This is a genomic window from Geomobilimonas luticola (genome assembly GCF_018476905.1).
GTDB classification, from domain to species: domain Bacteria; phylum Desulfobacterota; class Desulfuromonadia; order Geobacterales; family Geobacteraceae; genus Geomobilimonas; species Geomobilimonas luticola.
This window is the reverse complement of sequence record NZ_JAHCVK010000010.1, coordinates 52,184-73,362: the sequence shown is the minus strand read 5'-3', so window position 1 is coordinate 73,362 and position 21,179 is coordinate 52,184. Positions and strand designations below refer to the sequence as shown.

17 protein-coding genes, 1 tRNA gene and 1 riboswitch are annotated in these 21,179 nt (G+C 58.6%); all 18 genes read right to left on the bottom strand.

Annotated elements, in window-relative coordinates; all coding sequences use genetic code 11:
- Positions 1 to 6: 6 nt before the first annotated feature.
- A complete protein-coding gene (locus KI810_RS15230) occupies positions 7 to 726 on the bottom strand; it encodes a pyridoxine 5'-phosphate synthase (RefSeq protein ID WP_214176423.1) in 720 nt (239 codons plus the stop codon).
- A 2-nt stretch (positions 727 to 728) separates the two neighbouring features.
- Positions 729 to 2,084: a phosphoglucosamine mutase gene (gene glmM, locus KI810_RS15225; RefSeq protein ID WP_214176422.1), complete on the bottom strand. Its 1,356-nt coding sequence runs from the start codon at positions 2,082 to 2,084 to the stop codon at positions 729 to 731.
- A 69-nt stretch (positions 2,085 to 2,153) separates the two neighbouring features.
- On the bottom strand, positions 2,154 to 2,573 hold the full coding sequence (locus KI810_RS15220) for a CdaR family protein (protein WP_214176421.1): 420 nt from the start codon (positions 2,571 to 2,573) through the stop codon (positions 2,154 to 2,156).
- Positions 2,570 to 3,337, bottom strand: a complete 768-nt coding sequence (gene cdaA / locus KI810_RS15215) for a diadenylate cyclase CdaA (protein WP_214176420.1) — start codon at positions 3,335 to 3,337, stop codon at positions 2,570 to 2,572. The genes KI810_RS15220 and cdaA overlap by 4 nt, the downstream gene beginning before the upstream one ends.
- A 73-nt stretch (positions 3,338 to 3,410) precedes the next feature.
- On the bottom strand, positions 3,411 to 4,196 hold the full coding sequence (gene folP / locus KI810_RS15210) for a dihydropteroate synthase (protein ID WP_214176419.1): 786 nt from the start codon (positions 4,194 to 4,196) through the stop codon (positions 3,411 to 3,413).
- An 83-nt stretch (positions 4,197 to 4,279) separates the two neighbouring features.
- Entirely contained in the window at positions 4,280 to 6,100 is a 1,821-nt protein-coding gene (gene ftsH / locus KI810_RS15205; protein WP_214176418.1) for an ATP-dependent zinc metalloprotease FtsH, read from the bottom strand.
- A 114-nt stretch (positions 6,101 to 6,214) separates the two neighbouring features.
- On the bottom strand, positions 6,215 to 7,573 hold the full coding sequence (gene tilS / locus KI810_RS15200; protein WP_214176417.1) for a tRNA lysidine(34) synthetase TilS: 1,359 nt from the start codon (positions 7,571 to 7,573) through the stop codon (positions 6,215 to 6,217).
- A gap of 129 nt (positions 7,574 to 7,702) precedes the next feature.
- Positions 7,703 to 7,779: transfer RNA gene (locus KI810_RS15195), tRNA-Met, on the bottom strand.
- A gap of 140 nt (positions 7,780 to 7,919) precedes the next feature.
- Positions 7,920 to 8,927 carry a glucokinase gene (gene glk, locus KI810_RS15190; protein ID WP_214176416.1) on the bottom strand — a complete coding sequence of 336 codons (1,008 nt, stop codon included), beginning with the start codon at positions 8,925 to 8,927 and terminating at the stop codon, positions 7,920 to 7,922.
- A 91-nt stretch (positions 8,928 to 9,018) separates the two neighbouring features.
- Positions 9,019 to 11,346 (bottom strand): hypothetical protein, encoded by a 2,328-nt coding sequence (locus KI810_RS15185; protein ID WP_214176415.1) that lies wholly within the window; start codon positions 11,344 to 11,346, stop codon positions 9,019 to 9,021.
- 121 nt (positions 11,347 to 11,467) lie between these two features.
- Entirely contained in the window at positions 11,468 to 12,361 is an 894-nt protein-coding gene (locus KI810_RS15180; protein WP_214176414.1) for a lysophospholipid acyltransferase family protein, read from the bottom strand.
- A gap of 214 nt (positions 12,362 to 12,575) precedes the next feature.
- Entirely contained in the window at positions 12,576 to 13,523 is a 948-nt protein-coding gene (locus KI810_RS15175; RefSeq protein ID WP_214176413.1) for an OmpA family protein, read from the bottom strand.
- Positions 13,524 to 13,607: 84 nt separating this feature from the next.
- Positions 13,608 to 13,988, bottom strand: a complete 381-nt coding sequence (locus KI810_RS15170) for a DUF4398 domain-containing protein (protein WP_214176412.1) — start codon at positions 13,986 to 13,988, stop codon at positions 13,608 to 13,610.
- A gap of 51 nt (positions 13,989 to 14,039) precedes the next feature.
- Positions 14,040 to 14,648 (bottom strand): hypothetical protein, encoded by a 609-nt coding sequence (locus KI810_RS15165; protein WP_214176411.1) that lies wholly within the window; start codon positions 14,646 to 14,648, stop codon positions 14,040 to 14,042.
- A complete protein-coding gene (locus KI810_RS15160) occupies positions 14,645 to 15,913 on the bottom strand; it encodes an ExeA family protein (protein WP_214176410.1) in 1,269 nt (422 codons plus the stop codon). The genes KI810_RS15165 and KI810_RS15160 overlap by 4 nt, the downstream gene beginning before the upstream one ends.
- Positions 15,914 to 16,037: 124 nt before the next feature.
- Positions 16,038 to 16,508, bottom strand: coding sequence for a tetratricopeptide repeat protein (locus KI810_RS15155; RefSeq protein ID WP_214176409.1), 471 nt, complete (start codon positions 16,506 to 16,508; stop codon positions 16,038 to 16,040).
- Positions 16,509 to 16,574: 66 nt separating this feature from the next.
- Positions 16,575 to 16,651: riboswitch (cyclic di-GMP riboswitch) on the bottom strand.
- Between the two features lie 76 nt (positions 16,652 to 16,727).
- A complete protein-coding gene (locus KI810_RS15150) occupies positions 16,728 to 17,873 on the bottom strand; it encodes a sensor histidine kinase (protein WP_214176408.1) in 1,146 nt (381 codons plus the stop codon).
- The gene (locus KI810_RS15145) at positions 17,860 to 20,898 is read right to left on the bottom strand and encodes a PAS domain-containing protein (protein WP_214176407.1); all 3,039 of its coding nucleotides are present in this window, start codon (positions 20,896 to 20,898) and stop codon (positions 17,860 to 17,862) included. Before KI810_RS15145 ends, KI810_RS15150 begins: the two co-directional genes overlap by 14 nt.
- Positions 20,899 to 21,179 lie beyond the last annotated feature (281 nt).

The following is a 21,179-nucleotide window of genomic DNA, read 5'->3' as shown; positions in this document are numbered from 1 at the left end:
GCCCCGTCAGGCATATTTTACCAGATCCACCATTTCCCGCACCGCCCGGTCGAGCCCGACCAGCACCGCCCGGGAAATGATGGAGTGCCCGATGTTGAACTCCTCGATACCGCCGAGGGATGCCACCATCTTGATGTTGCTGTAGTTGAGGCCATGCCCCGCATTGACGCCGAGCCCGAGCTTGGCGGCAAGCTTGATTGCGTTCTCGATCTTGCGCAACTCCGCATCCTGCTTGCGGAAGCCCCGTGCATCGGCAAAGGCCCCGGTATGAATCTCGATGTAATCGGCTCCTATCTTGCTGGCGGCCTTGACCTGGTCAGGGTCGGGATCGATGAAGAGACTGACGAGCATTCCCCCCTCTTGAAGCTTTTCGACCACATCGGCCAGGCTTTCCTGGTGGATGCGGACGTCCAGCCCCCCTTCCGTGGTCAACTCCTGGCGCTTCTCCGGCACGAGAGTACACATCTCGGGCTTCTGGGTACAGGCTATGGCCACCATTTCCGCAGTGGCTGCCATCTCCAGGTTAAGCCTGGTCCTGACAGTCTGCCGCAGAATTTTCAGATCCCGGTCCTGGATATGGCGGCGGTCCTCACGCAGATGGATCGTGATACCATCGGCACCGGCCAGTTCTGCAATGGCTGCTGCAGCCACCGGATCGGGCTCCATGCCACCCCTTGCCTGGCGGATAGTCGCCACATGGTCGATATTGACCCCCAGCTTGGCCATGCTCACTTACCTCCGATCTTGCTCTCCACAAGGTCCGCGATCTCCTTGGCCCAGGTGGTAATCTGGTACTTGTCCTGCCCCTCCAGCATAATCCTGAGCAGCGGTTCCGTCCCTGAGTAGCGGATAAGTACCCGCCCCTCCCCCTGCACCTTCTCCTCTATCCCCCGGATCAGGGCGGCTACCTCGGGGATGGTCATGATATCGGTTCGTTCCCGAACCCTGACGTTCACCAGCACCTGGGGCAGAGGGATCATGACCTCCGCCAGTTCCGCCAGGGTCTTGCCGGTCCTGCGCATGATCGCCAGCACCTGCAGGGCGGAGAGTACGCCGTCGCCCGTGGTATTGTGGTCGAGGAATATCATGTGCCCCGACTGCTCGCCCCCCAGGTTGTACCCCCCCTTCCGCATCTCCTCAACCACGTAGCGGTCGCCGACGGCGGTCTTGACGATCTTCCCCCCCGCCTTCTTGACGGCGATATCGAGACCCATGTTGCTCATCACCGTGGCGACCAGGGTGTTCTTCCGCAGTTTTTTCTGCTTGATCATATCGGTGGCGCAGATGGCCATGATGTGGTCCCCGTCCACCTCGTTACCGAATTCGTCCACGAAAATAACCCGGTCAGCGTCACCGTCCAGGGCGATTCCCAGGTCGGCACGGTGTTCCTTGACCGCCTCGCTGATCACCTCCGGATGGAGGGAGCCGCAGCCGGCATTGATGTTGGTGCCGTTCGGCTTCACGCCGATGGTGACCACTTCTGCCCCCAGCTCCTCGAAGACCGCCGGTGCCACCTTGTACGCAGCGCCGTTGGCGCAATCGAGAACAATCTTTAACCCGGTCAGGTCCAGCTCCTTGGGAAAGGTGTTCTTGAGAAAAACCACATAACGGCCCGCTGCGTCATCGATGCGGTAGGCCTTGCCGACCTCGGTGGCGGTGGGACGAAGGGAATCGATTTTCTTGGAAAAAATGAGTTCCTCAATCTTCAGTTCCATTTCATCGGGGAGCTTGAAGCCGTCGCGGGAAAAAAACTTGATGCCATTGTCCTGGAATGCATTGTGGGAGGCGGAAATGACCACCCCCGCATCGGCACGCATAGAGGAGGTGATATTGGCGATGCCGGGCGTGGGGAGAGGCCCGACGATGAGCACATCGACCCCCATGGAACAGATGCCCGCCACCAGGGCGTTTTCGAGCATGTATCCTGAAAGGCGGGTATCCTTGCCGATGACAATGCGGTGCCGCTGACGTCCGTTCTTGAAAATATAGGCCGCAGCCCGGCCGATCTGCATGGCCATCTCGCTGGTCATGGGGTAGACGTTCGCCACGCCGCGCACGCCGTCGGTTCCGAAAAGTTTCTTCATGCTGCACTCCTGTCCCGGACAAGCCGGTTTGATATCTGGGGCTCTGCTTGGTATGGAACCTTCCTGCGCCTACCTCTCGCCACGGGCTGAAGGTGTCATCATCCCATCGTTCCTAACCAGATGCAGTTCAACGGTTGAAGGGTAGATACGGGTAACCCGAACACCCGCAGGTAACGGCAACTTCGTATCAAGCGCGGCAAAGGTGACAACCCCCTCCTGCACTCCCGTCAGGTTGAGGGGAATCGTCAGCTGACCCGCAGCCGAAATTTTTGTCAGGAGCAGGCGGGGGCCGGCCAGCCGAAGCTCCACCCGCTCCACCGGTGTACCCGACACGAGCAGGCCGTCAGGGAGATGCGTCGTCTCTACCCGGGCAACGAAACTACGCTCCGTTTCCCCTCCGCCGGTCACGTAGGACCAGAGAAAAACCGCCAGGATCAGTGACATGATCCTGATTCCCATATTTTCTTGCAGCCAGGCGGGAATCTTCATGTGAGCCACCGTGCTTCCAGAAGCCGGCTCAGTACCCTGCGAAGGGTTTCGCTTTCAAGGTCACGGGTAATTTTTCCGCCAACCGCCACTGAAATCCTGCCGGTTTCCTCGGAAACCACGATCACCACCGCATCGGCAATTTCGGTAAGTCCGATGGCAGCACGGTGCCTGGTTCCCAGGGCCTTGTTCACATCGGGATTCTGAGTGAGGGGAAGGAAGCAACCGGCCCTGGTCAGCTTTCCCCGCTGGATGATGACGGCTCCGTCATGAATCGGCGAATAGGGGAGGAAAATGGAAGAGATGATTTCGCTCGTCACCTTGGCATCGATCTCCGTTCCGACCGCCATGTAGGTGTCGAGGGACATTCCCCGCTCAATGACCATGAGGGCGCCTATCTTCTTGCCGGCCAGACCTTCTGCCGCCATGACCAGTTCCTCTATCAGTGCGGAGGTCGCTTCGCTGTCCCGTTCCTTGCCATACCGGCTACGACTCAGGGCAACAAGGGCTCGACGGATGTCATGCTGAAAAATGATGACGAGGACAAGAACGATGGAACCGAGGAGATTGTCGAGGAGCCAGTTGACGGTCTGAAAACCGGTCAGTTGAAACAGGCTGTGGCAGGCAAGCAGCACGATCAGGCCGAACATGACACGTGCCGCCATCGAACCCTTCACCAGGAGCATCAGGCGGTAGATGACGTAGGCCAGCAGCAGGATGTCCAGCAGGTCGACAAGCCATTGCCAGTTGTGAAGAGAAGCGACCATCGCTGTCACCTGACCGGATAAAAGGGCCTACCATCGCAGGCGGATGAGGATTGGTTGCCAGGTACCCAACGCGTCACCTGGTTCCCTGTAGAATGGCCCGGCTCATATCCGCAACATCACGCATCTCCCTGACATCGTGAACCCGGAAGATGGAAGCGCCCGCGGCCAGCGCCAGGGCCACCGTTGCGGCCGTGCCGAAAACACGCTCATCCACGCTCCGCTCCAGCACCTTGCCTATGAATGCCTTGCGTGAAGTCCCGACCAGAATCGGCCGACCAAGGGAGGAAAATTCATCCAGACGGCGGAGGATCTCCAGGTTCCCCCCCCAATCCTTGCCAAAACCGATGCCGGGATCGACGACAATCCTTTCAGGGGGAATGCCGGCCCGGTCGGCCTTCAACATTGCCTCCTCCAGAAACATCTTTATGTCGCCGACAAGATCACCATAACGGGTGTCCTTCTGCATCTCGACGGGAGTCCCCCGGGTGTGCTGGAGCACAATCCCCGCACCGGTTGCAGCGACGACCTCTGGCATCCGGGAATCGAAGGTCATGGCGCTTATGTCGTTGACGATCTCGGCGCCGGCAGACAGGGCAGCTTCAGCCACCACGGCCTTGGTGGTGTCGATGGACAGGGGCACCCGCAGACGACCGGCGAGACGCTCCACGACCGGAACGACCCGCCGCAACTCCTCCTCCGTGGAAACCGGCGGCGCATCGGGACGGGTACTTTCGCCTCCGATGTCGATGATGTCCGCACCGTCCGCTTCCATGGCCAATGCGCGTTCAACTGCCTTATCCGGGGAAAAGAATCTGTTTCCGTCGGAGAAGGAATCGGGGGTGACATTGAGTATTCCCATGATACAGGGGCGCACTGCCAGATCTACGGTACGGCGGCCGATCGTCCAGCTCAACGACTGCGGGGAATTGCAACGACAACCGGTCAGGATGGTGCGACCTCCCCTTGCTGACCGGTGGCAGCCCCCTTGATGATGGCATCCACTTCATCCCCCGTAAGGTTTTCCTTCTCGATGAGTTCTTTGGACAGCTGGTGGAGTACATCGACATTGGCGCTAAGCAACTGGATGACACGACTGTAATTCTGCTCCACGATCCGCCGGATCTCGCCGTCGATCTCCACCGCCGTCGCCTCGCTGAAATTCTTCTGGGTCGCCATCTCCCGGCCGAGGAATATCTGCTCGTCCTTCTTGCCGAAGGTCACGGGGCCGAGCTTCTCGCTCATCCCCCACTCGCAGACCATCTTCCGGGCAATTTCGGTAGCCCGCTCGATGTCGTTGCCGGCGCCGGTGGTCATGCTGTTGAAGATTATCTCCTCGGCAGCCCGTCCCCCCATGAGGACGGCTATCCGGTCAAGAAGCGACTCCTTGGTATAGCTGTGCTTGTCCTCGATGGGAAGCTGCATGGTGACGCCGAGCGCCCGACCGCGAGGGATGATGGAAACCTTGTGCACCGGGTCGGTGCCGGGAATCAGCTTCGCCACTAGGGTGTGCCCCGCTTCGTGATAAGCGGTGTTCTTCTTCTCCTCGTCGGATATTACCATGCTCCGCCGCTCAACACCCATAAGGACCTTGTCCTTGGCATCGTCGAAGTCGATCATCTCCACCACGTTTTTGTTCTTCCGGGCGGCGAGAAGCGCCGCCTCGTTCACCACGTTGGAGAGATCGGCGCCGGAAAAGCCGGGAGTGCCCCGGGCAACGACCCCCAGATCGACGTTGGGTGAAAGCGGAACCTTCTTGGCATGAACCTTGAGAATCATTTCGCGCCCTTTCACGTCGGGACGGGGAACCACTACCTGGCGGTCGAAACGGCCGGGACGGAGCAGCGCCGGGTCAAGGACGTCGGGACGGTTGGTGGCTGCGATCAGGATGACCCCCTCGTTGGACTCAAAACCGTCCATCTCGACCAGAAGCTGGTTCAGGGTCTGCTCCCGCTCGTCGTGACCTCCGCCGAGACCGGCGCCGCGATGACGGCCGACGGCATCGATCTCGTCGATGAAGATGATGCAGGGAGCGCTCTTTTTCCCCTGGACAAAGAGGTCACGGACCCGGCTCGCACCGACACCGACGAACATCTCCACGAAGTCGGAACCGGAGATGGAGAAGAACGGCACCCCCGCCTCGCCGGCGATGGCGCGCGCCAGAAGGGTCTTCCCCGTACCCGGAGGTCCCATGAGGAGCACACCTTTGGGGATGCGCCCACCAAGTTTTGTGAACTTCTTCGGGTCCTTGAGGAAGGAGATGATCTCTTCCAGTTCCTCCTTCGCTTCCTCGATCCCGGCCACATCCTCGAAGGTGATCTTCCCTTGGGCTTCGGTAAGGAGCTTGGCCCGGCTTTTACCGAAGGACATGGCCTTGCCGCCACCCACCTGCATCTGGCGCATGAAGAAAATCCATATTCCCACCAGGAAGAGGAGCGGGAACCAGGAGATGAAGATGGAGAACCAGGAAAACTTTTCTTCTTCCGGCTTGGCGTTTATGGCGACCTTCTTCTCCAGGAGCGCCTCGGAGAGCATGGCATCAGAAGGTTTGTAGGTGCGAAAATCCTTGCCGTCCGTATACTTGCCGTAGACCTCGTTACCCTGGATGGTAACCGCGTTGATCTTGCCCGTGTCCACCGCCGCAATGAAATCGCTGAAGGCGAGCTTTTCCTGGGTCGGCTTCGGTTTGTTGAAGAGGTTGAAGAGAAGTATCATCATGAGACTGATGACGAGCCAGAGTGCGAGGTTTTTATAAAACTGGTTCAAGGTGCCTCCTCTTGAGTCGGTTAAGCTGCGGAGTCGTGACCGGCAGCGTGGGTAGTCCGTAACGGCTTTTACAAACGCGTTTTAACGAAGAAAAGTACCATAAGAGCCCCTGCTTTACAAGCCCTTTAAGGGATCCAGACCGAGAATTTCAACTTTCAGCACATCCGCTGTAGGCGCCGTCAGACGCGCTTCTGCAGCAGCTCGCACGCCGGCCACCCAGACAAGATGGGACGAGCTGAATACCAGGGGAATACGCCACCTTCGATCGCGGGGAACCTTGCAGTCGATCAGGAGGTTCTTGACCTTTTTATGCCCCGTCATGCCAAGGGGGACGAACCGGTCGCCCGCACGAAAGTTACGTACCAGCCAGGGGAAAGGGGCCTGTTCCCCGTCCAGAAAGGTAACGGTCGGCGATGTCATCCGCAGGCCGGCGGGAGAGTCAGCCGGCTCCACTACCAGAACGCTGCCGCCGGGAAGGGGATAGCGGCCCGGTCCCTCCACCGGCACTTCCCAGTCCATGGGGTGCTCACCACTGCCTCCCGCGGTGAACACGAGATGGCCGTAACTCTTCGTCACCCGGCATCCCCCTGGCAGGCTGAGGCTTGCGCCGGAACCGGCGTCATGTACGAGGCGGTCGATGGACTGCAGGTGGAGTGAACCGATCCGGGCCAAGTCGCCCTTAACCAGACGAAGGGCATGACGGTAAAGACGATACCTCAGCCCTCGCGATTCGGTTGTCAGAACCTTCACGAGCAGTCTGGTTCCAGTTCGCTCGAAACTGCCGAGTCGATCGAACGCAGCGGCAACAACCTGCTCAAGCAACTCCTCGTCGGCGGCCAATGACTCTGCAGTCGCCACCAGGCGCGCCGCAATGTTCCCATTATAGCCAGCGAGAAACGGCAGCAGTTCATGACGAATCCGATTGCGCAGAAAGCTCGTATCGGTGTTGCTGCTGTCGGTACGGAAGGAGAGATTGCGTGCGGCCAGGTATGCCTCTATTTCCCGGCGTGTCACTCGCAGGAAAGGCCGCACATATCTGCCGTCTGCCGAACGGGGAAGCATGGCGGCAAGGCCGCTTCCTCCCGCCCCCCGCAGCAGACGCAACATCACCGTTTCAGCCTGGTCGTCGGCATGGTGGGCCAGCGCAATGCATCGCGCATCGTGCCGTGCGGCAACTTCGTCGAAGAAGTCATAGCGTGCCACCCTCCCCGCCTCTTCCAGGGAAAGTCTCTGCCGCGTAGCAAACTCACGCACGTCCACCCGGAGGGTCTCGACGGAAAGGCCGTAGTCGGCCGCCAGGCGGACGACGAACGCCTCATCCCCATCGGACTCCTCCCCCCTGAGCTGATGGTTGAGATGGGCAATCACGAGAGAGAGCCCCATTTCCCGGAGATTGACGAGAAAATCAAGGAGCGCCACGGAATCGGCCCCGCCCGATACGGCCACCACGACCCGGTCCCCGGCTGCGAACATCCCGTATTCCGTTATTGTCTCCAAAGCCTGACGCTGCACACTTCCCTCCGAAGGGAGTTCCCGATATCCACGCTATACTAGCAAATTACGGACATAAAAAAACCCCTCTTTCGTAAAGAGGGGTTGGAATGGTGGCGGTGCAGGGACTTGAACCCCGGACACTACGGATATGAGCCGTATGCTCTAACCAGCTGAGCTACACCGCCAAGCTTTGAGTATGAAAAACCTCCCTGGAATGGCCAAAGAGGTCAGTATGTTCTACCTCAGGAACCAAAGTTTATAAAACAGTTCCCCCCTGGTGTCAAGAAAAAAGGGAGCACACCTTTGCATTGCCTCCCGGGGGCCGTCAGATTCGGTATTCCTGGCCGCACACTTCCTTCTCCAGGATGGCACAGCGCGCTGCACCAAGGAGAGCGGTCCGTTCGTTGAGAATGACTCGCACCGGAATTGTTTCCAGCAGAGGGCTGAGCCTCCCCTTGGCGGTGAAGGCCATCATGAAGTGGGGCTCCCTGAGCTTGTCGATGATCTTGGGGGCGATCCCCCCCCCCACGTAAACTCCGCCGGTAGCAAGGTAACGGAGCGCCACATTCCCCGCTTCGGCCCCGTAAAGGGAGACGAAGAGGTCAAGGGACCGGGCACAGAGTTCACAGCGCCCCTCAAGGGCGGCCCGGGATATGGCACGGGAAGGGTCATCGGCGAGCATTTCGGCAGCGACCTCCGGACTCTCCGGAACATGCTTGCCATCACGGAGAAAGCGGTAGATATTCCGGAGCCCGGGCCCGGAAACCACCCGTTCGCAGCTGACCCGGCCATGTTCGGTACGGAGATGAAGGAGAAGTTCCGCCTCCAGTTCGTTCCGGGGAGCAAAATCGGCGTGCCCGCCTTCGCTGGGAAGGGGACGATGACCGGCTCCGTCCCAGTACGCAAAGGCGACCCCCAACCCGGTACCTGCCGAAATGACGGCAATGGTGCCTCCCGGACTGGAGACACCCGGATTGAGAATCGCAAAATCCTCGTCACCCAGGAGGTTTATGCCGTGGGCATTCGCCTCCAGGTCGTTGATGACCGTCACCGCGGGAAGCCCCAGACACCTTGCCAGCTCATCCCCCTTGACGACCCACGGCAGGTTCGGCGTCAGCACCGTTCCCTGCCTTACGGGTCCGGCAACACCGAAACAGGCCCGATCAACCACCATTCCGGACTCTTGCATGAAGCTCCGGACAACCTCAACGGGACTGCCTTGCTCACGGCTTTTGTACCAGCGCTCTGCGAGTGGTTCCATCTTCCCGTCATGCACAGCGAAACAGGCAAGCCGCGCTGATGTTCCGCCGATGTCTCCCGCAAGCACTCGCATCTGTCCCAGCCCTTTCCGTGGTTCGGCGGATAGCATGATTCACGATTACGACCGGAGAGCTCGCGCCCACCCGACTACTTCTCTTGACGCTTTACCGGCTCCGCCCTCCACCGGACGGCAGAACATGGCCCCCTCCACGGGAAGCGCCCCCCCCTGAAGGACGGGAGTAACCACCGCCACCACGAGGGGGAGCAACAGTTCCCCCAGAAGGGCGGGAATAGCCGTCGGCCGGCCGCTGGTACCCCCGGGGAGACGGGGATCGATAATCCTGGGAGCGCTGGTAACTCTGGGGAGGACGATAACTCTGCGCCCGCTCGACCCCTCTCCTGCGTCCTTCGTAATCGCTATCGAGCGTGGTCCCATTGCCACGGTTCATTGCCGGCCGCACGTCACCCGTTGCACCCGTTTTTCTCTCCGCAGGCCTCCACGCCCCCTGCTCCCGCCGCTGCCAGCTGCCGTCCCTGCTGCGGCGCATGACATTTCCGTCCCTGTCGGTGAAGACATTGTTCACCTGCCCCCTCGGGGAGGTTCTCGGGGCAACGGAAGTCTGCCGCCCCACCCTGCTCCAGGCACCGCCATCAGCCAGCAACCTGGCGTTATCGCCACGACGGTAAATGTTCGTGGTGTTCCGGAGCGGCCGGTTGCCGTCGACAAACCGCGTGCCAGCGCCCCTGGTTCCGGTAGTCATGCCTACCGGCCGGTAGATATTGACCGGCCGGGAGATGTAGTGATGGTTGGGGCGCCAGACATACCCCCCCGGTCCCCACCAGCCGCCGTAGTAACCGAAGCCGAGACTGAAATCCAGCCAGCCGACGCTCCAGCTCATGCCGTAGCTCCAGCCGGTCCAGGGGTTGAAGTTCACGTGGAACCCCCAGGTGAAGGGGCGCGGGTAGTAGTATGCGGGGCCAAAATAGGACGGGTATGAATAGCCAGTGCCGTAGACGACCGAACCGTAATAGGGATAACACCCCAGGTAGGAAGGGGTATAACCGAGGTACACCACATCGGGAGTGGCGTCGTAGATCCGGACGTACTTCACGTTATACGCAGGACTTTCGGGGGGAATGGTCTGTACCTCGGCGGGGACATAGTCGGCAACCACCCACGGACCTTCAGGTGAACCAGCCACGTACCAGACCGCCTGGTGACAACAGTAATATCTGTCGCCAATCCTGAGTACTGTTTCCGGCGTATTGACCGCCTGTTCCATGGTCGTTTTGGGAACCGGCTCGAACCTGGGTTCGCCATCGTACACGACGTTCAACCTGGCCTCGTTACGCTTGATGGCAGCAGTCTGCGGGATAAGGGCATCCATGGAGGCCTCCTGCGCCTGGCGCGTGCCAGCCACAAAGGGGAGCACTTTACCCTTCTCCGACGACTCGGGTATTCTGGCGAATGCCTCCGGAAGACGGTCGGGACGGACAAATTCCCACGGTCCTTTAAGCGAGCCGCTCCGGTACCACCGGCCGGCAAGGACCACATAGTACTGCTGACGTGTCATCTCCATGAAGACGTCGTCTTCCGTGTTGACTACATAAAGAAGCTCACTGCCGGTAAGGGGGGAAAACTTCGGTTCGCCGTCGAAGACAATCAGTTCCGTCGGCTCGGTGGCAACGATGATCTTGGGTATCCGTTGGTCGGCCGGGTTTTCCCGTTTGGGGATGTTTGCCTTTACGGTGTCCAGTTCGGCCGAGAGCGCGCCGGTTACCTCTTTGGGAGGTGACGGGTTCTGCTGCCAGGGTCCCCGTATGTCACGTGCGGCAAACCATCTGATGCCGCCGTTCAGCCAGCAGGTCCCTGTCGATGTATCGAGGACGATGAAGAAGGGGGTATTGACAACCCGCTTCAGCTTCGTACCCCCGACTTCGCGGAAACGGGGTTCGCCGTCGATGGACACGAGTATTGACGGGGTCGTCTCGAATATGATTTTTGGCGGAGCCGTGTTCAGCCCCTCCGCCTCCCTGCGCTCCTTCTGGGCGATACTGAGGCTGGCGAGAAGCTGGTCATAGTTCATGGAAAGATGTGCCGTATTGAGTTCATGTTCGAGGAATCTGCTGAAATATTCCTGCTGTTCCGAGGTGACGTCCGCGAAGCGTACCCGCGGCACGTCGGTACTGAGAACCTGGACGACCCGCTCGTCCCGGTCGATGGCAATTTTGGACTCAAGCCAGACTGCACCGAAAACCGGGTCCGTTTTCCCTTTGGGTATGACCGAAATGGCCGCACGGCTTTTCAGCAGGGTTCCTTCCAAGGATTCAGGCTGGGGTTGATAAACGGTGACGCTCATCCCCTGGTCGCTGTACGTTCGCGGCCATTCCGTATCGGTGGCGGCAGCCACGGCATTGCCGGCCAGGGAAGAAACAGCGCAGAGCAGCAGGGCAAGCAGCAAGAAACGGAACATCATGGGATAGCGAGTCATTGCAACCTCCTCGAAAGCGTCGTGCACTTTCATCTTATCCGGCCTGAAAGCAGAAAGTGCCACATCCGGCATGTGCGGATGGACACTTTCAAGCATACCTCTATTCTGGTGATTCGCACCTTCACACATTTTTCCAGCGCTTGTACATCCACATCCATTCGCTGGGATGCATCTGTATGTAATGTTCAATGTAGTGTGTCAGCTCTTGCGTAACCGCCACGGGATCCGTCTTTCCGGTGTCGTCCTTTGCAAGCTGTACCTCGGGGGATATGGTGATGACATGCCTGCCACCTTCCCGATGGATGAATATGGGAACAAGGGGAACGCCGGTCTTTTCAGCTATGATGGCCGGCATGGTCGGTGTCCAGGCCGGTCTCCCCAGAAAATCGACCATAGCGCCTTCCTGGGGCTTTACCACCTTGTCCAGCAGAATCCCCACAATGCGCTTTTCTCTCAACTCGTAGAAAACCTTGCGTGCTGCGCCATCGGCATAGATTACACCGTTGCGGAAGTTACTGCGCAGCTTCTCTACCGCCGAATTGAAAAACTGGTTGCTCTGACGCTTCGCGACGACCGAAACGGGTGCGTGGCGAGCCCCGAATGCCAGAGCCATCAACTCCCAGTTTCCACAATGACCGGTAATGAAGATGATCCCCTTGTTCCGATCACAGGCTTTACGGTAATGCTCAAGCCCCCGGATTTCGACATTGTCGATGAGCTCTCCCCCAAAGCCGTAATAAAGCTTGAGGACTTCGACCATGGATTTTCCGTAATGGGCGAACGTCTGTCGGGCAATCGCGTAGGGCGAACCATGGGCGGAATTCAATCCCCCCTTGCGTTCGAAATAGGAGAGAGAATCCTTGATGTTCTCGATTGACCTGATTCTTTCGCGACGGAACAGGTGAAAAAAAAGAATGCCGGTCAGTTCGCCGAATTTTACGGCAACCCTCCGGGGAAGCAGGACAACGGGGAGGGAGAACATAATGAATGCCGCTACCCCCGCCTGCCATTTCATTCGTTTTACAAAGCGGGAGCGTTGACCGGGACAACTCTTCGAAGCGCTTCCGCCAACCATGTGTAGCGGGTTAATCTCTGAAAGGTGCTGTTCTTTCATAAACAATAAAGTCTCATCAATCATCTGGTCAAATGTGATATATGCTACGAATTCTGACATCCTGAGCGGAAAGGTGTCAAGCAGTTTCATTAAGACAGGGGGTTGAAAAAGGCCTTCAGGGGGCTTGCCCTTCCGGTTTTGCCACTTCGTTCAGAATGATCACTTCCACCCGTCTGTTCAATTTACGTCCTTCCGGAGTATCGTTGCTGGCCACCGGGTCCCTTTTGCCAAACCCCCGGGTCGTAATCCGCTCAGCCGCTATCCCCCTCTCAACGAGCTCGTTTCTGGCAGATTCGGCACGCATTTTTGAAAGGTCAAGGTTATAGCTGTCGCTCCCCACACTGTCGGTATACCCCTCAATCACAACATTGCGGGTCGGTTGAGCCTTGAGGAATTCTGCCAGCTTGTCCATGCTGCGCTTGGCGCCGCTCGTGATGTCGGCCTTGCCGGTAGCAAAGAGCACATCTCCAATAGTCAGAACGATCCCCCGTTCGGTCTGCCGGGCCTTGAGTTCGGTCATCTCCTTCAGCAGCTGCTGGGATTCACGGATCTTAGCATCTGCCAGCAGCCTGGCCTTCTCCGCCTCCCGTTTCATCATGTCGAGTTCACGCGTTTTCATTTCGGATTCCAGCCGTATCTTCTCCAGTTCCGCCGCCGTCGCATCGGCACGGCTCCTGGCAATCTTCGTCTCCCGCTCCCGCTTCATCAGAAGAATCTCCGAACTCTCCCGATTGAGAAGCTGGGCATCGTTCTCGGCCACTTTCCCCTCGGCAATGGCAACGGCTATGAGTGAACGCTTTTCGGCAAGGTACGACAGATGGGAAATATCGGCCGGGTCCTTGGCCCGTTCCGCCAGCGCCATGGCCTTTTCCGCCTCGATCAGGGGGACGGGAGCATACACCTGAACATCCTGATTTCCCTTTGCCGCGTTATATGCGGTACGCGCCTGTTCCAGCCGGTCCCTGGCCATCATGTCCGACGGAGACGGACCACACGCCGCCAGCAGACTCATTAGCATGATGCTACCCGCTCCTCTTCCCAGTGCCGACGCAAATCTGGTCATGGGTTACCCCCTTGAATAATGAATGACGTGTCCAAACATTCTTGCGATCAATGTCGCCACATTCCTGCAACGTGCCGCTACACCCTACTGCAGTGGCATCGACTCGACTTCCTTTTTCAGGGCCTTTACGTTTGCGCGCAACTCCTCTGCCGTTTTTCTGGCTTTGGACGCAGTCGCCCTCGCCCGGGCATAGTCGGCGTCAACCTGTGCTTCTTCGGCCAGCCTGACTCCCGCGTCATACTCCTTCTCGACCTCTGCCGCCCGTGCCGCAGTGAGTTTTTCCTCCGCACTCTTCAATTCGGCTGCGGCGCTGACCGACGCGGAACTCTCCCGCGCGGCAACGACCGCACTCTCACCGACTTTAATCTTTTCGGCCAGCAGACTGCCATCACCGGCACACCCTGCAAGCAGGCATGCCAGGACCATGGCCGTGAGATGCCCCGACGTTCTCCCTGGATATTTCATATTTCGCTCCTTTCAGGAAAATGAACCGGCGTTAGAATGGCGTCCATACCGTCACTGACGCGGGAAGGCCGAAGAGTACAGGACGTCAAATACCTGGCCGCCTCGCGAAAACCTGACACGATTCTCCTTGATCTCAACGACACGGGCTCCCCCCACGTCGGCACCTTCCCCGACCAGCGCCCCGTTGACAACCGCCCGCCTCAATTCCCTTTCATCCTGCCATGCTATTCCCGAGATAGTGATGCCGGCAGTACCTGCCGGTTCCACGGTGCGGGGAAGGGGTGCTGCGACAGGGCCCTTCCTGACCGGCACCGGAGGCGGAGTCGCAGTGGCAGGGGTCGGCAGTGGCGGAAGGGGCTGTGGGGCTGGCGGTTGTGCGGGTCTGACGGGGGGCAGGACCTCCGGGACCTTGACAGCCTGGGTGTCCTGAACGGCTGGATGCAAGGGAGCTGGTTTTTCGCGGCTGCTGACCCACAGCCCAACGCCGGCCCCGGCTGCAACGAGGAGGATGCCGATGAACAGGGGAACAACAGGCAGCCGGGGGGATTTGGACGAACGGCCCCGGTAACTGAGCACCTCCGGTCGAAGGGCCGACCCAGCCTGGCGCCGCATCCGGCGATCCTGCTCCATCTTGCGCAATGCATCGAGTATCATGCTCATGGCGACCGCCTCGCATCCGTCGACCCCGGTGCCCCCCCCACTCCCGCGCCCTCTATTCCCCGTTCCCGGACAGCTGAAGAAACGGACGTAAAGGTTCCCCCGGCGAGTTGGTAGAGACGTGCCAGGGTTTTACCCCCCGGTTTGCCGTCGACCTTCAACCGTTCCGCCTTCTGAAAGTCGCGGACTGCACTCTCCGTCGCACTGTCGAAAGTGCCGGTCAGGGCACCGTTGTAATGACCAGTCCCCTTGAGGAGCTGCTGGAGTACCTTTACCCCGTCGACCACCTCCTCCTGAACGGCAACGGGGCGTTCAGCCGGTGTGATGGCAAGTTTCACCGTCCGCTCCCGCGTCGCGACGGTGCTTTGGACAAGAAGCGCCATCCCGGCCGCTGTCAGCAGAAGCACGACGAATACGGCATACATGACGCGGCTGACCCGGAACGCAGGGCGCCTTTCCTCCCTGCCAACGTCGCGGATCGACCGGGCAGCCATAGCAGGGGAAATGTCTCTGGTCTCCATCGTGTACGCCAGGAGCAGCGCCCGGTCACAGACTGCGTTAACCAACCGGGGAAGTCCTCCTGAAAACCGCGCTATCCTTCTGACCGCACCGGGCGCAAAGGAGACCGGCTCCCCACCCCCCGCGGCAATCTTTACCCGGTGGCGGATATAGTCATGGACGTCGTCGAACTCCATCGGTTTCAGGTGATAACGGACCGTGATCCGCTGGTTGAGCTGCCGGAGGTCCTGGCGGGCAAGAATGGTTTGCAGCTCGGGCTGCCCAACGAGCACGATCTGGATCAGCTTGTCGCGCTCGGTTTCCAGGTTGGAAATGAGCCGTACCTGTTCGAGCACGTCGGTGGAAAGATTCTGGGCCTCGTCGATGACAAGGACGACGGTGCGGCCGGCGCGGTTCTGTTCGAGGAGGAATTCATTGAGCGATATATGCAGTTCGCGGACATCACTGCTCGTGCAGGGAAGGCCGTATTCGCGGTTGATCTCCTGGTGGAGACCGAGGGGGGATATGGTCGGGTTGAAGATGAGTGCGGTCCGGTGGGTTTCCGGGTCGAGCTGGTTCAGGATCGTCCGGATTATGGTCGTCTTGCCGGTCCCCACCTCCCCCGAAAGTTCGATGAAACCGGCGCGGGTGTCGATGGCAAACAGGAGATGGGCGAATGCCTCCTGATGATGGGTACTCAGAAAGAGGAAATCGGGGTTCGGCGTAAGGGCAAACGGTGGCTCGGTAAATCCGAAGTGCTCCCAATACATGGTTATTCCCTGACAGCGGTTTCTCGTTTGATGGGAATAAGTATTACCACACTTGAACCTCGCCTTAAAGCGTAAAGAGCATCTTTCGAAAGCAGCACCCCGCCGAGAGGTCCGCTCTCCGTTGTCAGCCGCCGGCGGGGATGGTTTTCCCGGCCAGAGCTGGCAGAAGTTCCCCTTTCTCGTAGCGGGTCACGAGCTCTTTCAGGTCGTCTTCCACCAGTGCAAGCAGCGGGCTGTCAGGATATTCCCTGGCAAAGGTGGACATGTTGCGCGCCGCTTCCCTCTGATTACCGTTGTTGTAGTAGGAACGGGCCAGCCAGAAAAGAACCACGTCCCTGAGGGGGCTGTCGGGATAGTTCTCCATGACAGCTTTCAACTTTCCCTGTGACGTAACGAAATCCTTCTGCTTGTATGCCTCGACGCCGTCAATAAACGACTGGCAGTCACCGGGCTGCTCCGCGCCAAATGCGGGAATGACGAACATCAGTGATGAAACGACCGCCGCAAGGGCAATAACAGTGCGAACGACCGGCACACCGCTCACCGGTGCCAGTACCTGTGGCGAACAACTTACATCTCCCGACTCGGTCACCATAACGTGTCCTTTCCGCCCCGGGATAAGAACAAAAAAATGCCGGGGCCTCGTATCGAAATTCGATATTTCGGCGACCCGGCTGTCTCGGTGAGACCCTGTAGGCTTTCCGTCCTGCCCTTGCGGGCAGTTTAGTATTGTCGTCTATCTATATGGTATGCTGCTGGAGATTCTACCGGCCCCGACCGGTAAAATCAAGAAAGAATCACCTAATCTCCGGGTTCAGAGAGTGAAGAAGAACACCGCTCCCTTGCCTGTTTCACCTTCGGCCCAGGCCCTGCCGCCATGGCGCTGGATAATCCGGTACACCGTGGACAGGCCGATGCCCAGCCCTTCGATTTCGTTGTCATGCTGCAGACGCTGAAAGGGGACAAAAAGTTTTTCCGCATCCTGCGGTGCGAACCCATGCCCGTTGTCGCGGACAAAATAGACCAAGTCCTCTTCTTTATTGATCGTACCGAACTCGATACGGACATCATCCTTTTTAACGGAATACTTCCAGGCGTTTCCGAGCAGATTTTCCAGCACTATCCGCAAGAGGTCCGGATCACCGTACCCCTTGATCCCCGTGGCGATGCGAAAATCAACCCGTCGCCCAGGTTCCCGTGCACGCAGGTTGTCCGTAATTTCGGTGACCATGGCGCTGAGATCGGTCCATTTCTTTACCACCCGCTTACGCGAGTGAACGGAGAATTTGAGCAGGGCACCGGTGAGGTTGCTCATGCGGAGGATTTCCCGGTTAATCACCTGCAGATAGTCTTTGCCGGCGCTATCCAGGTTTGAGGCATACAGGTCGAGCAGCACCTGGGAGTAGCCGCTTATGGCGGCCATGGGGGAGCGCAGGTCATGGGCGACGGTGTAATTGAACGACTCAAGCTCCCGGTTCACCCTTTCAAGCTCCGCCGCCTTTTTTACAAGCTCTTCGTTGAGATTCCTGATAACCTCGTTTTGCCGGGTAATCGCCCGCTCCGAGCGGATCAGGGCGAGGGCCTTGTCTATGACCCTGAAAATCTGATCAATGTCGATGGGCTTCAGGATGTAATGGCTGATGCCGATCTCGATGGCTTGCAACAGGTGTTGAGGGTTGGTATATGCCGTCAGGGCGATGATCTCGGTGGAGGGAACCAGCGATTTGATTTCCGTGGCCATCCGGATACCGTCGGTAATTGGCATATTGATATCGGTAATGACGATTTCCGGCCGATTCCGCCTGAACGATTCGAGCCCCTCTTCACCGTTCTCGGCGACAAATATCCGCACATCCGGATAGTGGTGGCCGATGATCCTGCTGAGCATTTCCCGTGCATCATGTTCATCTTCCACATAGAGCAGGGATATGTCGTGCCCGGGCGAATCAGTTGTCCCCATGGTGGACCTCAATCCTGAACATTGCACCTCCCTGGGCATTGAAAGCGGTCAGTCTCCCCCCCATGTTCCGTTCGATAATGGTTTTCGCCATGTACAGCCCGATCCCGGTCCCCTTGTCCGGCCCCTTGGTGGTGAAGTAGGGATCGAAGATCTTCTCCATGATATCTTCAGGGATGCCGCCGCCATTGTCGGAGATGGCGACGACAATATTGCCGTCTTCCATCCGCGACGTTATCCGGACCTGGCCATTGGCGACCGACCGCTCCAGAAGGACGTCTCTGGCGTTGACCAGGATATTCAGGATGGCCTGGGAAAACTCGTTTGAATAGCCGTTGACGACCGGATCGCCGGAAGTGTCCACCTCCAGGCCGATGAACTGGGACTTGAAATTGGCATCGATAAGCGCAACGGATTGATTGATCGCATTATTGATGCGGAAGGGACTCTTTTCCTTGTCCGGTTTGAAGAAATCCCTGAAATCCTCTATCGTATGCGACATGTGCTTGATCAGCGTCATTGACTTCTGGGTGCTGTCCTCCAGAAATTGCTTATTGAATTCACCAAGTTCGTAATAATATTTCATCTGCTGGATGATAAGGGCAAGGGTATTGAGCGGCTGCCGCCACTGGTGGGCGATATTGCCGATCATCTCTCCCATGGCCGCCTGTCGTCCCTGCTGTATCATGATACGTTCCTTGGCGCGCAGCTCTTCGATGGCCCGGAGGCGCTCCAGGGTCTCGTTTTGCAGAGACGTTTCCGCCTCCCGCCGGCGGGCCGTCATGTTGAGGTTATCGAGCGCAAAAGAGACGTTCGCCGACATCTGCTCAAGCAGTTTGATCATGTCGATATCGAAGAAATCCCTCTCGACGGAATAGAGGGTCAGGGCGCCGATGACTGCACCCTCAAGCCTGATGGGGGTCGCGGCACTGGCCTTGACACCGTGGGTACGTGCCCAGTCGTGCCAGGGAGCGGTGCGGGGATCATGCGCGAAGTCGTTGCAGATGCAGCTCTTCCCTTCCCGTATGACGGTTCCGGTCGGCCCCTGTCCCTCCGGTTCGTCCCTGGCAGTGATCCGGATGCCATCCAGATAACCGGCAGGCCCATGAAATGCAACGACAGCAACATCTCCCGTTGCGACATCCAGCAAACTGACCCAGGCGAGAAGAAATTTGCCGTTCTCGACTGCAATCCGGCAGGTGTCGCGGAACAGGGTATCCTGATCCGTGGCGCGCACTATGGCGAGGCCGGTTCCGCTGAGAACCGCATGGATACGGTTGAGCCGGTTAAGACGTTCTTCATCGGCCTTGCGCTCGGTTATGTCGGTGTGGGAGCCGGCCATCCGGGTCGGCTTCCCTTCGGCACCACGGACACAGGTGCCGCGGGTCAGTATCCAGCGGTAACTGCCGTCCTTGTGGCGAAGCCGGTATTCCTGCTGGTAGTCCTTTGTGTTACCGGCCAGATAGGCATTGACCGTATCGATGGAACGCTGGAAATCGTCGGGATGTATCAGTTCCTTCCACTCCCTGACAATATCCGTGAGTTCATTGTCGCCATAGCCGAGCATACTCTTCCAACGGGGCGAAATAAAAGCGCTGTCATGTTCGATATCCCAGTCCCAGATGCCGTCGTTAGCCCCCTGAACAGCCAGGATATAACGTTGCTTGCTCTGGCGGAGCTCGTTTTCTGCTTTCAACCGTTCGGCACTTTCCTGCTGGATGCGTTCGATGGTTTGTATCAGGTCAGCAGTCCGTGACGCAACTCGCTTCTCCAGCTCCTCGTTGGTACGCACCAACCTTTCCTGGGTCAGCTTCAGGGCGGTGATATCGTTGATGTACAAGCGAACCGCCTGGAACTGGGAGGCATGGTACACGTTCACCTGATAGGCCAGATTGTCGATCTCCTGTTCCCGAATCCACTGGTGGACCTCACCACCCGTGTCGATCGACGCCAGGATCTCCTTCATATCCCGCGGGAGAAGCACGTCCACGTCACCGCCACCGATGCTGTCGACGATTTCCTGGGCGGCACGGTTACAGAAGGTCACCCGGCCCGCCATGTCCAGTTCGATAACCGGGTTCGGATTCAGTTGGGGGAACGTCGCGAGACGTTCGATTTCGGCAGTCGTCCGCTTCCGCTCCATGGCGATGGCGACCAGATCGGCCACGGCCCGCATAAGCGCAAGGTCGTCGTCCGAGAAACTGTCCCTGCAGCGCGTGCCAAAGGAGAGTGTCCCGAGTACTCGCCCCTGGGCCATCAAAGGATGACAGGCATAAGCACGAATACCGAAGGATTTCACCAACTCCGTTCGGGGGTCGGCCGTCTGCTGGATATCTTCTGCCACTATCCTGCAAGCGTCGCGGGCAGCGCAGCCACAGACGGCTACCCCGTAGTCGAGCCATTCGATCCCGGCCCGCGACTCTTCCGGGATGCCGGCGCAGGCATTGAGGTGCAGACACTGCCGGGCATCATCGGCCAGGAAATTGAAAAACGCGTCACACTCCAGAAACGTCATGACCTCTTGACAGAGAGACTCGACGATCGCCTGCGGCGCCTCGCTTTCCAGCAGCCGCCGCGCCGTCCTGGAGAGCAGGTCGAGCCGCAGGTTGCTCTTGAGCAGCTCCTTCTGAACGTGCTTGAAACTGCTGATGTCCAAGTTGATGCCTGCCCAGCAGAGGACTTTTCCCCGTTCATCCTTTACAGCCACACCCCGTGCAAGAATGTCATGGTACTCTCCGTCCACACCGCGGTAGCGATGTTCCATATCCCACGTACCGCCGGTGCGCACGCATTCCTTCCATGCCGCCACAGTCTTTTCGGCGTCATCGGGGTGCAGCACGTCACCCCACCCGAAACTGGAGCACTGTTCCTGCGTCATCCCCACCAGCGCGAGAAAACTTTCGCTGGCGTAAGTATTACGGCCGTCGGGGGCGCAGACCCAGACACCGTAGTCGATCGATTCGCCGATGGCACGGTAGACCGCTTCGCCCGCGATGGCACCTTCATTCTTTTCCCGTGCACCGCGCAAAGCATGTTCCGCTTCTTCCAGGCGAACTCGAAGAGATTCAATTTCGGCACACAATTCTTCACAGGTTCTTCTGCCGGATTCCATAGGCGACCTTCATCCTGACCATTCCATGGTAACACACGGATGCAGAACCCTTACGACGTGGTTCCGGACACATGCACGTTCCTCAAGCCCAACCAGTATAAACCATGCATAGCGCTTCATACAACTGTCATGCGGGGCATAATATAATTTACCCATTATGCAGGCATAGCATAGTCAGTCAAGGTGCACTATGCATA

What these genes read in the sequence shown, in the direction of transcription:
- KI810_RS15155 (WP_214176409.1), bottom strand. Translation starts at nt 16,508, where the DNA reads ATGGTGACCGAGTCGGGAGATGTAAGTTGTTCGCCACAGGTACTGGCA.
- KI810_RS15150 (WP_214176408.1), bottom strand. Translation starts at nt 17,873, where the DNA reads ATGGGGACAACTGATTCGCCCGGGCACGACATATCCCTGCTCTATGTG.
- folP (WP_214176419.1), bottom strand. Translation starts at nt 4,196, where the DNA reads ATGGGAATACTCAATGTCACCCCCGATTCCTTCTCCGACGGAAACAGA.
- KI810_RS15160 (WP_214176410.1), bottom strand. Translation starts at nt 15,913, where the DNA reads ATGTATTGGGAGCACTTCGGATTTACCGAGCCACCGTTTGCCCTTACG.
- KI810_RS15230 (WP_214176423.1), bottom strand. Translation starts at nt 726, where the DNA reads ATGGCCAAGCTGGGGGTCAATATCGACCATGTGGCGACTATCCGCCAG.
- KI810_RS15175 (WP_214176413.1), bottom strand. Translation starts at nt 13,523, where the DNA reads ATGACCAGATTTGCGTCGGCACTGGGAAGAGGAGCGGGTAGCATCATG.
- KI810_RS15220 (WP_214176421.1), bottom strand. Translation starts at nt 2,573, where the DNA reads ATGAAGATTCCCGCCTGGCTGCAAGAAAATATGGGAATCAGGATCATG.
- tilS (WP_214176417.1), bottom strand. Translation starts at nt 7,573, where the DNA reads ATGTTCGCAGCCGGGGACCGGGTCGTGGTGGCCGTATCGGGCGGGGCC.
- KI810_RS15165 (WP_214176411.1), bottom strand. Translation starts at nt 14,648, where the DNA reads ATGAGCATGATACTCGATGCATTGCGCAAGATGGAGCAGGATCGCCGG.
- glmM (WP_214176422.1), bottom strand. Translation starts at nt 2,084, where the DNA reads ATGAAGAAACTTTTCGGAACCGACGGCGTGCGCGGCGTGGCGAACGTC.
- cdaA (WP_214176420.1), bottom strand. Translation starts at nt 3,337, where the DNA reads ATGGTCGCTTCTCTTCACAACTGGCAATGGCTTGTCGACCTGCTGGAC.
- KI810_RS15185 (WP_214176415.1), bottom strand. Translation starts at nt 11,346, where the DNA reads ATGACTCGCTATCCCATGATGTTCCGTTTCTTGCTGCTTGCCCTGCTG.
- KI810_RS15170 (WP_214176412.1), bottom strand. Translation starts at nt 13,988, where the DNA reads ATGAAATATCCAGGGAGAACGTCGGGGCATCTCACGGCCATGGTCCTG.
- KI810_RS15180 (WP_214176414.1), bottom strand. Translation starts at nt 12,361, where the DNA reads ATGAAATGGCAGGCGGGGGTAGCGGCATTCATTATGTTCTCCCTCCCC.
- glk (WP_214176416.1), bottom strand. Translation starts at nt 8,927, where the DNA reads ATGCGAGTGCTTGCGGGAGACATCGGCGGAACATCAGCGCGGCTTGCC.